Origin of the sequence: Nocardioides sp., from assembly GCF_051876515.1 — a bacterium.
Classification (GTDB): domain Bacteria; phylum Actinomycetota; class Actinomycetes; order Propionibacteriales; family Nocardioidaceae; genus Nocardioides.
The window spans coordinates 1-11,969 of sequence record NZ_JBJEHY010000108.1; the positions used below are offsets into that span (position 1 = coordinate 1).

At 72.0% G+C, this 11,969-nt stretch carries 8 protein-coding genes, 1 tRNA gene and 1 other RNA gene; 2 read left to right on the plus strand and 8 right to left on the minus strand.

Annotated elements, in window-relative coordinates:
• Nucleotides 1-784, minus strand: a 784-nt coding sequence (gene dnaX / locus ACI379_RS07920; protein ID WP_439791542.1) for a DNA polymerase III subunit gamma/tau, incomplete at its 3' end; no start/stop codon positions are given.
• Between the two features lie 55 nt (nucleotides 785-839).
• An RNA gene (gene ffs / locus ACI379_RS07925) (signal recognition particle sRNA small type) lies at nucleotides 840-930 on the minus strand.
• Nucleotides 931-1,052: 122 nt separating this feature from the next.
• Between ffs and ACI379_RS07930 the strand changes: the two genes are divergently transcribed.
• Nucleotides 1,053-1,141: transfer RNA gene (locus tag ACI379_RS07930), tRNA-Ser, on the plus strand.
• Between the two features lie 354 nt (nucleotides 1,142-1,495).
• Here ACI379_RS07930 and ACI379_RS07935 read toward each other — a convergent pair.
• The 6 genes from ACI379_RS07935 to ACI379_RS07960 all read right to left on the minus strand — a co-directional run bounded on the left by ACI379_RS07935 (nucleotide 1,496) and on the right by ACI379_RS07960 (nucleotide 7,892).
• Nucleotides 1,496-2,788, minus strand: coding sequence for a S8/S53 family peptidase (locus ACI379_RS07935; protein WP_439791543.1), 1,293 nt, complete (start codon nucleotides 2,786-2,788; stop codon nucleotides 1,496-1,498).
• Nucleotides 2,785-4,206, minus strand: coding sequence for a type VII secretion protein EccB (locus ACI379_RS07940; protein WP_439791544.1), 1,422 nt, complete (start codon nucleotides 4,204-4,206; stop codon nucleotides 2,785-2,787). The genes ACI379_RS07935 and ACI379_RS07940 overlap by 4 nt, the downstream gene beginning before the upstream one ends.
• 3 nt (nucleotides 4,207-4,209) lie before the next feature.
• Nucleotides 4,210-5,592 carry a type VII secretion integral membrane protein EccD gene (gene eccD / locus ACI379_RS07945; protein WP_439791545.1) on the minus strand — a complete coding sequence of 461 codons (1,383 nt, stop codon included), beginning with the start codon at nucleotides 5,590-5,592 and terminating at the stop codon, nucleotides 4,210-4,212.
• A gap of 180 nt (nucleotides 5,593-5,772) precedes the next feature.
• Entirely contained in the window at nucleotides 5,773-6,066 is a 294-nt protein-coding gene (locus tag ACI379_RS07950; RefSeq protein WP_439791546.1) for a WXG100 family type VII secretion target, read from the minus strand.
• A 23-nt stretch (nucleotides 6,067-6,089) separates the two neighbouring features.
• Entirely contained in the window at nucleotides 6,090-6,401 is a 312-nt protein-coding gene (locus ACI379_RS07955) for a WXG100 family type VII secretion target (protein WP_439791547.1), read from the minus strand.
• Between the two features lie 126 nt (nucleotides 6,402-6,527).
• Nucleotides 6,528-7,892, minus strand: coding sequence for a hypothetical protein (locus ACI379_RS07960; RefSeq protein WP_439791548.1), 1,365 nt, complete (start codon nucleotides 7,890-7,892; stop codon nucleotides 6,528-6,530).
• A 190-nt stretch (nucleotides 7,893-8,082) separates the two neighbouring features.
• On the opposite strand from ACI379_RS07960, the gene eccCa reads away from it, so the two are divergent.
• On the plus strand, nucleotides 8,083-11,969 hold a 3,887-nt coding region (gene eccCa, locus ACI379_RS07965; protein ID WP_439791549.1), incomplete at its 3' end, for a type VII secretion protein EccCa.

Consider the following 11,969-nt stretch of genomic DNA (forward strand, 5'->3'; position numbering starts at 1 on the left):
CCGCGAAGGCGTCGATGATCTCGTCGAGCAGGGTGTCGGGGGTGAACCCGAGCAACGAGGTCGCGAGGTGGTGCGTCACGCCGTCGGGCCCGGCCCCGCCGAGGAGCTGGTCGAGGACGGACAGGGTGTCGCGGGCGGACCCGGCGCCGGCGCGCACGACCAGGGGCAGCGCGGCGGGCTCGATCTGCACACCCTCGGCGGCGCAGAGCTGCTCGAGGTAGTCGCTGAGCAGGCGCGGCGGGATGAGCCGGAACGGGTAGTGGTGGGTGCGCGAGCGGATGGTCGGGATGACCTTCTCCGGCTCGGTGGTCGCGAAGATGAACCGCAGGTGCGGGGGCGGCTCCTCGACGAGCTTGAGCAGCGCGTTGAACGCCGCCGGCGTCACCATGTGCGCCTCGTCGATGATGTAGACCTTGTATCGGTCGCGCACGGGCGCGAAGAACGCCTTCTCACGCAGGTCGCGGGCGTCGTCGACGCCGTTGTGCGACGCGGCGTCGATCTCGATCACGTCGATCGAGCCGGAACCGCCCCGGGCCAGGTCGCGGCACGAGTCGCACTCGCCGCACGGGTCGGAGATCGGCGCCCGCGCGCAGTTGAGGGCGCGGGCCAGGATGCGGGCCGACGTCGTCTTGCCGCAGCCGCGCGGGCCGGAGAAGAGGTACGCGTGGTTGACCCTGTTGTTGGCGAGCGCAGCCCGCAGCGGGTCGGTGACGTGATCCTGGCCGATGACCTCGGCGAACGTCTCCGGCCGGTAGCGGCGGTACAGCGCAAGGGGTGACTCCACGCCCTGAACCCTAACCACCCCCACCGACAACGGCACGGTCACGACCGCAAATGCAAAAGGCCCCTCACGTACCCGGCAGAGCTTGCTTACCCTTGCTGCCTTCCGGCCCTGGGGGAGTTGGGCTAGGTGCCGCCACGTGAGGGGTTGCGGAGAGTCTAGGTGAGACACCCGCAGCTTCCCAACCCGGCCCACCGGGCGACCGCGGCGTCCTCCCCGGAGCGCCGGGGGCGATTTCATGCCGGTGGAGGCGACCGGTACTCTCCTCCGTGGAGGTGTCGCCTAGTGGCCTATGGCGCTCGCTTGGAAAGCGGGTTGGGTTAATAGCCCTCGGGGGTTCGAATCCCCCCATCTCCGCCACAACGCCGAAGCCGGCCCGGTCATCACGACCGGGCCGGCTTCGTACGTCTCGGGGTCCGCCCTGCGGAGCGTCATACGAACCCTCCTCCCCGGCGGCAGGGTCAGGCGTACCCGTCCCAGCGCGCCCGTCCGTCATACGATGCCGCCTCGCCTCACGCGGGGTCATACGTGACCGGCTCAGGGCCCGCGTCCGTCATGCGGATCGAGACCAATAGGTACGTATTCGTACGACGCACCCGTCGCCAAGAGGGGGCTTGGATGACGCACGCCACCGCCCGCCCGGTTCGCATGACGCACGCCACCGCCAGCCCGGTCCGGCTGACGCTCGCCGCGCCGGCTGCGTACGTCTCGGGCTCAGCCCTCGTGCAGGTGCTTGCGCAGCAGCGGCCGCAGCATGAACGCCAGCGCCAGCAGGCTGCCGGCGGCCAGACCGCCCCACAGGAGCAGCACGCGCGAGGAGCCGAACAGGTCCACCTTCGGCGGTGGCGGCGGCGCCTGCGCGTCGGCGGACACCTCGGTCTGGCTCCGCGACACCTCGCCGTCCGGCGTCGAGGCGAGCTCGCGGGTGAGCGCGTCGTGGACCTGGACCACTCCCCCGCCGGTCCAGACGTTCTCCGCGTCGCCGTTCTCGTCGCGGGCGCCCGCACCCTCGGTGGTGGCCACGATCCGCGCCACGATCTGCTGGGCCGTGTCGTCGGGGTACGCCTGACGAAGCAGGGCCACCAGTCCACTCACGTTGGCCGCGGCCCACGACGTGGCGACGGTGTCCGTACGGCAGCGCTGGCCGTTGGCGTTGTACGACACGGCGCCCGCGGTGGGCGAGGCGACGTCGGTGCCCCGGTTGGGCAGCACGTAGTCGGCGGGGCTGGTGCCGACCGGCCCGACTGCGGAGACGCCCAGGACGTTGTCGAGGTCGGCGGGGAAGCGGGACGCGTCGCTGCGCGGGGTGCCGCTGGCCTTGGTCTCCGCCTCGCGGTTCCCGGTCGCAGCCACCACGACCACGTCGCGGGCCACCAGCGCGTCCACGGCGGCCGCCACCTGACCGTCCGGGTCGGAGGGGATGGACAGGGAAATGTTGACGACCTTGATGTCGAACTGGTCGACGAGGCCGGCGAGCTGGCGCAGCCCGTCCGCCAGCCCCCGGTTGGTCAGGGGCTGCCCCTGGTCGGCGCTGCCGTCGGCCCCGGTGGCGTCGTAGACCCGCATCGGGAGGATGCGGGCGCCGGGTGCCATCCCGTGCTCACCGCCGATGAGGCCGGCCACGATCGTCCCGTGGCCGTCGCGGATGTCGCCCTTGAGCCCGCCGATGCTCTGCTTGGGCAGGAGCTTCATGCTGGTCGGGCCGTCGTAGACACCGCTGTCGACCACGGCGACGGTGACGCCGGAACCGGTCGCGATCCGGTGCGCCTGCTCCACCTGCAACCGTCGGAACACCTCGTTGGGCGTCGGCTTGGCGTCGGCCTGGCGCTCCGAGCTCGGCAGCACCGCCGGGTCGCACCGGTCCCCCTCAGCCGCGGCCGCCGGAGCAGCGCTCAGCGGAACGGGCAGCACCGTCAGGCCACCCACCGCCAGCGCGGCCAGCGCAGCACCGGGCGCGAACCACCTCGCGGGCCACGTACGGCCCCGGCCGCAGGGACGCACCGTCACTGCTCCGGGCCCGTGCTCGTCGGCTTCGCGTCCTCGGGGATGTGCCGCGCCGCGTTGGAGCTGAGCGAGACGCCCGCCTCGAAGAAGTCCATCCACGTGTTGGGCACCACCGGCGCCTCCTGCGAGCCGAACCCGAGCGAACCCGGCACCTCCGGCCCGATCAGCGCGTACCGCTGGGCCTTGGAGTCGATGACGTACGGCGTGCCGCCTCCCTCGCCGCTGTCGGAGCCCGACAACACGTACGCGCCGCGCGAGGGCTGCACGTAGACGGTGTGGGTGCCGGCGCTGACGTCGTCCGGCGCGGCCTCCCCACGCGGGCGGTGCGCCAGCGAGACCCGCGTCTCCCCCTCGGCCGAGGGGTGCAGGACGGCGCACATCGGTCCGGAGGCCACGGGCTGCGGCAGCGACTGCGGCCAGTCGGTCGGGTACTCCTCCTGCAGGCGGGTGACCTGCGGGTTGCCGTCGTAGTCGACGGCGGGGCTGACGATGGCGTTGTACAGCTCGGCCGCGAACGGGGACAGCTCCATCACGCCGTCGTCGGCGAGCAGGAAGTACCGGCTGCCACCGCCCAGGCGCAGCAGCGTGCCGATGGTGTGGTCGGAGAAGTCGGTCGGCGACCCGGAGTACGCAGCGGGCTCGCCCTCACGGGTGATGCCGAACTGCTCCTCCGTCAGCGACGAGCCGACCGGGAACAGGTTCAGCCAGTCCGAGGAGACCTCCGGGCTGCTGGCCACCGACGGGAACTTCAGGGCGCTGGCCACGCCGTCCGCGCCGCGCTTGGGCAACGCGTACCGCAGGGCACGGCCCGGACGGGTGCCCGCGTCGGGCTCGGTGGCGATCAGCCAGTACGTCTGGGTCGACTCCGAACGCACCACGAACGCGGAGCCGACGAGGTCCTCCACCAGCTGCTGGTCGGTCAGGGCGACCTTGACGCCGTCGCCGTCCGCGGTGCAGGCGGTCCACCCCTCCGAGAGCAGCATGTCGGGGTCGGGGAGGCTGGCCGGCGCGCCCTCGATGCCGAGGTCGCTGCCCAGCGGCACGTCGCGGATGTACTTGTCGCGGACGGTGAACGGAGTCAGGTCGGCCTCGCCGATGAGCAGCTGCGCCGAGATGTAGTTGGGCACCCGCTGGAGCTTGGCGTCGTCGCCGCCGCGCAGGACGACGTACTGCTCGCCGGTGTCCTTGGAGATCACGAAGCTACCCGCCTCCAGCCAGCCCGCCGGCGGGCGGCCCAGCAGGAAGCCGGCGATCGCGGCACCGGCCAGCATCAGCACCGACAGGGCGATCCCGCCGATGAGGACGCGGCCGGGCTTGACCGGCTCGACCTCTCGGCCGCCGGGGGCACCGCTGACGAACGCGGTGACGAGACGTCGCCGGCTGAACGTGTGGGCCTCGACGAGGTCCTTCTTGGTCGCCATGGATCAGCCCGCCACCATCGCGAAGAAGCCGGCCCCGACGATCATCAGCGGCAGCAGCGCCACCAGCGTCGCCGTCTCCAGCAGGTCGCCGATGCGGCCGCGGCGGACCGACGGCGAGCTGGGGACCAGCGTGGTGAGCAGCAGCCCCGCACCGACGACGGCCAGCGCCACCGCGGCCCCCGCGCGCCACTCGGTGTGCAGGAAGAGCATGGAGACGGCCACCGAGACGAGGCCGAGGATCCCGGAGACCAGTCCGGCCAGCACCTCCGAGCCGGTGCGGTACTGACGGGTCCGGAACATGACCGCCAGGCAGCAGGCGGCGGCCAGGACGGTGCCGGCGATCCCGCGCTGCACCGCGAAGGGGGCGAAGAGGACCAGCAGGGTGCCGACCGTGATCGACACCGCGAGCAGGATCTCGTGGGCGACCCGGGCGTCGGCGCCCACCTGGGCCGGGTCGATCTCCTTGGGGTCTGCGGTGATGTCGTGCAGCGAGTACAGCTGCTCCGGCTTGGTCCCGGTCACGCCGAGCGCGAACCACGGGAAGATGCTGCCGGCCAGCACCACCAGCGTCAGCAGGACCGTGAACAGCACGGTCGGGTCGATGTCGAAGAGCTGCAGCACGATGCCCGAGCCGAGCAGCAGCGCACCCACGACGATGGAGGGGATGACCAGCGCCCGGCCCTCGCGGAGGCCGACCACGGCCACCAGACCCACCAGCAGTGCACCGCCACCGGCACAGGCCAGCGGCCACCCGAAGAAGTCGGCGGCGAACGGCCAGCTCCACCCCGACAGCGAGCCCGGCGCCAGCAGCAGGCCCGCGACGGCCGCGTACAGGGAGGCGAGCACCGCGACCGCGATGCCGGCCTCCGGCTCCGTCTGCACCCGCGCCAGCACGACGCCCGAGACGACCAGCAGGGCGGCGACGACAGCCGCGGCCACCCCGGCGAGCATGTTCTCGCCGAGCAGCAGCAGGGCGAACGCCCCCAGTCCGAGCAGCAGCGAGGCCGCGCCGAGGGCCGTACGACGGCCGCTCGCGGGCTCCCACGGCTTCATCTCGTTCTCGACGACGTCGGCCATCGCCTCGACCACGTCGTCGTACACCCGCGGGGCGCCCTCGTCGATGCCCGCGGTGACGGTCAGCAGGCCACCGTCCTCGATGCCCTGGATGGTGAGGCCGGCGTCGCTGGCGAGCTGGCGCCCCTCCTGGGTGACGACCTTATAACCGCCGTACACGGTGGAGGCGTCGAGGAGGCCGACGGAGCGGGCGAGCTCGGGCACGAGCTCGGCGACCGGGACCGCCCCCGGAAGGACGAGGTCGACGCGTCGCGAACCGGACGCGACGGTCACCCGGACCAGCCCGGAACCGACCGAGGAGACCTGACTCATGTTGCTTTCCCCCGCTGGATGCTCGATGTGCCTTGCGTGTCTGGGTGTCCGGTCCGACCGGACGGGAGCAGCCTAGGTGAACCGCTCGGCCGGTGGGCCAGCCGTGAGAGCGGGCGCCACCGGCTCACACATGCCGAAGGCCGGCCACCCCGAGGGGTGACCGGCCTCGACCACTGCCGTTCAGCTGAAGCGACCCGCGCCGCGCTGGTCGGCCTGGCGGTACTCGTCGTTCGACTGCGAGACGCCCATCGACGCGCGGTCGAGCAGCTCGATCATCTCCGTCATGGCCTGGTCCCACTTCGCCTTGGCCTGGTCGTAGGCCAGCTTGGCGTTACCGTTCCAGTCGTTGCGCAGCGGGTTCAGCTGCGACTCCAGCTCGTCGAGTCGGGACTCGATGCGGCGCGCCGCGGTCCGGACGTCGGCGGCACCCTGCTCGAGGCTGCCGTGGTTGACCTTGATGCCGTCAAAGCTCATCGTCATGTCCTTCGAAAGTCGGGTCAGCCGAGGCGGCTGGCGAGGCTGTTGTGGGTGGCGGACTGGTTCTCGTCGGTGGAGACGTTGTCCTTCTCGGTCTCGACGAGCGAGGCGGACAGCTGGTCGAGAGCCCGGAGGATGGTCTCCTGCTTCTCCTGCCACGCGATCATCAGGTTGTTGAACGAGGAGGCGCCCTGGCCGCCCCAGCCAGCCATCAGCTCGTTGATGCGGCCGCCGAGCTCGTTGCACTTGCCCTTGACGTCCTGACGAGCCGTGTCAACGAGGTCTGCGGCCTTGCTGAGGGCCTTCTCTGTCTGGCCGAACAGTTCACTCATGTCGATCCTTCCCCCTCGGCGGTCGAACCGACCGAGTTCACAGTGATGGTGGTGGTGCGATGTCGGGGAGACGTCCCGGCCCCCCGCACAGAGAGGGATGTACCCGGGCGGTTCGGGCCTAAACCATCAAGACGTGATTTCCCAGACGATGCGAAAAAGTCCCGAGGAAACGACGGCGGCGGCCAGCGCGAAGGCACCCGCGAGCGACTCCCCCACCTCGGCCCGCCGGGCCCACCAGACCGACCGCCAGCCGCGGCCGGTGGCGACGGCCGCCAGGACGACGACCACCCCGAGCAGCATCAGCGCCACGGTCAGCGCGACCGCCCAGCCGCTGCCGGTGGACAGCAGGTGGAAGGCCAGCACCGCCCAGGCGCCGATCCCACCGACGCGCAGGAAGAGCCGCGGCACCCAGTGCCGGTACGACCTCGCAGCGAGCAGCAGCGAGGCGCCGACGAGGAAGATCAGGCACCGGGTGCCGATCACGTCCGGCGAGAGCGTGGAGGAGGTCAGCAGCAACGGGGCCGCGACCAGGGTCACGACAGCGATCGCGACCGAGGCGGCCGCGACCGTACGGGAGGCGCTGGCCACCATCCGGTCCATCGCGGCGGCGGCGACCACGATCCGGCCGCGCTTGCCGCGTCCGTCGCGGGTGTCGCGCGCCGACCAGGCGGTGACGGCGAGCCGCTCGAGGTCGAGCAGGGCCTCGTCCGGAACGTCGATGGCCAACGAGGGGACGAAGCGGGCCGCCAGCATCGAGAGCACCAGCAGGATGCTCCACACCACGACCGGCGCCCACTCGAGCAGCGGGTTGAGCACGCAGGCCCCCGCCACGACCAGGCTCGAGGCGATCCACACCGTGGCCGCCTCGTCGGTCGTGCCGGACAGGGCGCGGCCCACGCCCGCGACGACGGCGGCGGCCAGCGCGCAGACCGCGATGACGGTGGGCAGCAGGTGCACGCCCGGGGCGTACACGGCGGCGAAGGCCGCGGCGGCCGCGAAGGCCGGCGCCGCCGCGGTCCGCTGGACGGCGTGGCGTCCCCACGGCAGCGCTGCGAGCAGCGCGCAGAGCATCAGGACCCCGACCACGACCGTACGGCCAAGGTCGTCGCCGGAACGGGCGGCGTACCAGCTGGCCAGCAGCCCGGCGAAGACGGCGAGCGAGGCGACGAGACCCGCCAGCGCTGGCGTGTCGGGCATGTTGCGCAGGCTGGCCATCACGGAGGACTGCCGCGGACGGTGCACCCCGGCGGAGGCGATCAGCAGCGACCCGGCTCCGATCCCGAGCTCGCCGAGCGACCGGCCCGCGGGCACCAGCTCGCCCGTGGGGCGCTGCAGCAGCGGCATGCTCGCCAGCCCCGCCTCGGAGGCGTACGCCTTGGCCACGTCCACCGACGTGGCCGCCAGCGGCACCACGAGGTCGAGCACTCCGGCCGGTCCGTGCACGCTCAGCGCGACGGTCTCGGCGGTCCGCACCGACGTCGACTCCGTCACCAGTCCCCCTTGGTCGTACGGATCTGTGGCCCTCCCGACGGGGCCGCCCCCGGGTCGTGCCCGGGTCTGCGACAGGCTAGTCCCCTCGCCCGGCCGACACCTATCATCGACCGCGACTTGACCGAGCGCCAAGGGGGACAGTGCTGTGAGCACGACACTGCGCGGAGGACACAGGCTCGACCAACCGGAGATGCCGTCCGGTCAGATCGCGCTGCAGCCACCGCCGGAACTGCAGGAGAACGAGGGCGCCGCCGGCGTCATGATGAACGCGATCCCGATGCTCGGAAGCCTCGGTTCGATCGTGCTCGTCGCGACGATGGGTGGCGCGAACCGTACCCGGTCGTTCCTCGCCGCCGGCATGTTCCTGGCGGCCACGCTCGGCTTCATCATCGTCCAGATCGACCGGCAGCGTAAGCAGCGTGCGCAGCAGGTCACGGGCTCGCGCACCGAGTACCTGCGCTACCTGTCCAACATCCGCAAGGTCGCCCGCGACGCCGGCGACCAGCAGCGGCGCGCGCTCAACTGGCACCACCCCGAGCCGACCGCGCTGCCCTCCCTGGCCGAGGAGCGCACCCGCCTGTGGGAGCACGGCCCGGGCGACGAGAACTACCTGCACGTCCGGTACGGCCTGTGCTCGCAGCCGCTCTCACTCGAGCTGCTCCCGCCGGAGAGCGCGCCGATCGACCAGGTCGACCCGGCCGCCGCCTCCGCGCTGCACCGCCTGCTCGTGGTGCACCGCCACCAGCCGAACCTCCCGGCCTCCATCGACCTGCGGGCCTTCGACCGCATCGAGCTGTGCGGCGACGAGGAGGAGGCCCGCTCCGCGGCCCGCGCGATGATCTGCTCGGCCACCGCGTTCCACAACCCCGACCAGCTCGTGGTGGCGGTCCTCAGCTCCGAGGAGAACCTCACCCACTGGGACTGGGTCAAGTGGATGCCGCACGCCCTGAGCAACCGCGAGACCGACGCCGTGGGCCCGCGCCGCCTGGTCAGCACCTCGCTCGACGAGCTCGGCAGCCTGCTCCCGCCCGACCTGTCCGAGCGTCCCCGCTTCGGCGCCGACGAGCGGGCGGCGACCCCGCACATCCTCATCGTCATCGACGGCGGCCACCTGCCGCCCGGCAACCACATCGTGCCCCCGGACGGCCTGCACGGCGTGACCCTGCTCGACCTGCCGGCCCGCTGGGACGTGCTGGAGGACCCGACCCGGCTGCGCCTCGAGTTCACCGAGGGAGCGGACGAGCTGGGCAAGCGTCCGGTCCTTGCGCTGCGCGTACGGGAGGAGCCGATCAAGGCGCTGGCCGACCAGTGCGACCTGGCCACCGCCGAGGCGTTCGCGCGCCGACTGGCACCGCTCAAGTCCGCGAGCGCCGAGGCCGCCGCGGCCGGCGGCAACGCGGTCGACATCACCTCGGCCAACCCCGACCACATGGACATGCTCGGCCTGGGCGACATCCACACCTTCGACCCGAACATGTCGTGGCGCCCGCGACCCTCGCGCGACCGCCTGCGCGTACCGATCGGCATCGGCGACTCGGGCGGCCTGATCCACCTCGACATCAAGGAGTCCGCCCAGCAGGGCATGGGCCCGCACGGCCTGGTGATCGGCGCGACCGGTTCCGGAAAGTCGGAGTTCCTGCGCACCCTGGTGCTCGGGCTGGTGATGACGCACTCCCCCGAGCAGCTCAACCTGGTCCTGGTCGACTTCAAGGGTGGTGCGACCTTCGCCGGCATGGCGGAGATGCCGCACGTCTCGGCCGTCATCACCAACCTGGAGAACGAGCTCACCCTCGTCGACCGCATGCAGGACGCCCTGTCGGGAGAGATGGTGCGTCGGCAGGAGCTGCTGCGCGAGGCCGGCAACTACGCCTCGATCCGTGACTACGAGAAGGCCCGCGCGGCCGGCGAGCCGCTCGACCCGATGCCGTCGCTGTTCATCGTGGTCGACGAGTTCTCCGAGATGCTCAGCGCCAAGCCCGAGTTCATCGACCTCTTCGTCGCCATCGGTCGGCTCGGCCGGTCGCTGGGGCTGCACCTGCTGCTGGCCTCCCAGCGCCTCGAGGAGGGCCGCCTGCGCGGGCTGGAGTCGCACCTGTCGTACCGCGTCGGCCTGCGCACCTTCTCCGCGAGCGAGTCGCGCGCCGTGCTCGGCGTCCCCGACGCGTACGAGCTGCCCGCCGTGCCCGGTCTGGGCTACCTCAAGCCCGACCAGTCCACCTTCCTGCGGTTCAAGGCGGCGTACGTCTCCGGTCCGCCGAGCACGCGCTCCCGCGTCACCCGTGACGAGGGCGGCCACGTCCGCGGCATCCTGCCGTTCACGATCTCCGAGGTGATGGCCCTGGAGACCCTGCAGCCGGAGGTCGAGGAGGTCGCTCCGACCCCGAGCCCCACCCAGGGCGAGCAGCCGTCGCTGCTCGACATCGCGGTGCAGCGGATGATCGGCCAGGGCACGCCCGCCCACCAGGTGTGGCTGCCGCCGCTGGACGTCCCGGACACGCTCGACGAGCTGATGCCCGACCTGGCCGAGCACCCCGACCTGGGTCTGGTCTCGATGCAGTGGCGCAACCTGCCCGGTCTGGTGATCCCGCTGGGTACGGTCGACCGTCCGCGCGAGCAGCGCCGCGACACGATGACCCTCAACCTGTCGGGCGCCACCGGTCACGTCGCCGTGGTCGGCGGTCCGCGCTCGGGCAAGTCCACGCTGCTGCGCTCGATCGTGGTCAGCATGAGCCTGACCACGACCCCGGCGGAGTCGCAGTTCTTCGTGCTCGACTTCGGCGGCGGCGCGTTCGCCCCGCTGGCCCGCTTCCCGCACGTGTCGGGTGTGGCCACCCGCTCGGAGCCCGACGTGGTGCGCCGTGTCATCGCCGAGGTCCAGGGCATCGTCGACCGCCGCGAGACGTACTTCCGCGAGCAGGGCATCGACTCGATCGAGACGTACCGGGCACGCCGGGCGCAGGGTCGGGCCAACGACGGCTGGGGCGACGTGTTCCTGGTCATCGACGGGTGGAGCACGCTGCGCGCCGAGTTCGACGACATCGAGATGGAGCTGCAGCAGCTCGCCACCCGCGGCCTCACGTTCGGCCTGCACCTCGTGACTGCCACGGCCCGCTGGGCCGACTACCGCGCGGCCATGCGCGACGTGTTCGGCTCCAAGCTGGAGCTGCGCCTGGGCGACCCGCTCGACTCCGAGGTCGACCGCAAGGTCGCCGCCCTCGTGCCGACCGGCCGCGCCGGTCGCGGTCTGGTCCCGAGCAAGCTGCACTTCCTGGGCGCGCTGCCGCGCATCGACTCCCAGCCCGACCCGCTCACGCTGGGCGACGGCGTGGAGCACCTCATCGACCAGGTCGCCACGGCCTGGCGCGGCCCGGCCGGGCCCAAGCTGCGGCTGCTGCCCGAGCTCATCCGGCTCGAGACGGTCCGCGAGGACGCCCAGCGGCGCGGCATCAACGACAAGCTGGTGGTGCTCGGCATCAACGAGAAGGAGCTCGCCCCGCTCACCCTCGACGTGGACGCCGAGCCCCACATGCTCGTCTTCGGTGACGGGCAGTCCGGCAAGAGCGGCCTGCTCCGCGCGTACGTCAACGAGATCATCCGCACGCGCTCGCCGAAGGAAGCGCAGATCGTCATGGTCGACTACCGGCGCTCGGCGCTGGGCGAGGTGCCGGACGAGTACCTGCTCAATTACCTGACCTCAGCCAACCAGGCGACGCCCGCGCTCAAGGAGATCGCCGAGTACCTCGAGGGACGCATCCCCGGCCCGGACGTCACGCCCGAGCAGCTGCGCAACCGTTCCTGGTGGTCGGGCGCCGAGGTGTTCGTGGTGATCGACGACTACGACCTGGTCGCCACGCAGCAGTCCTCGCCCGCCCAGGCGCTGCAACCGCTGATGGCCCAGGCCCGCGACGTCGGCCTGCACATGGTGGTCGCCCGTCGGGCCGGCGGTGCGTCGCGTGCCCTGTACGAGCCGGTCATCCAGTCGATGCGCGACCTGGCGATGCCCGGCGTGATGCTCTCCGGCCCCCGCGACGAGGGCGCGCTGATCGGCAACGTACGCCCGCAGCAGGCGCCGCCCGG

Coding starts and splice junctions, on each gene's coding strand:
- ACI379_RS07940 (WP_439791544.1), bottom strand. CDS start 4,206: ATGGCGACCAAGAAGGACCTCGTCGAGGCCCACACGTTCAGCCGGCGA.
- eccD (WP_439791545.1), bottom strand. CDS start 5,592: ATGAGTCAGGTCTCCTCGGTCGGTTCCGGGCTGGTCCGGGTGACCGTC.
- ACI379_RS07950 (WP_439791546.1), bottom strand. CDS start 6,066: ATGAGCTTTGACGGCATCAAGGTCAACCACGGCAGCCTCGAGCAGGGT.
- ACI379_RS07955 (WP_439791547.1), bottom strand. CDS start 6,401: ATGAGTGAACTGTTCGGCCAGACAGAGAAGGCCCTCAGCAAGGCCGCA.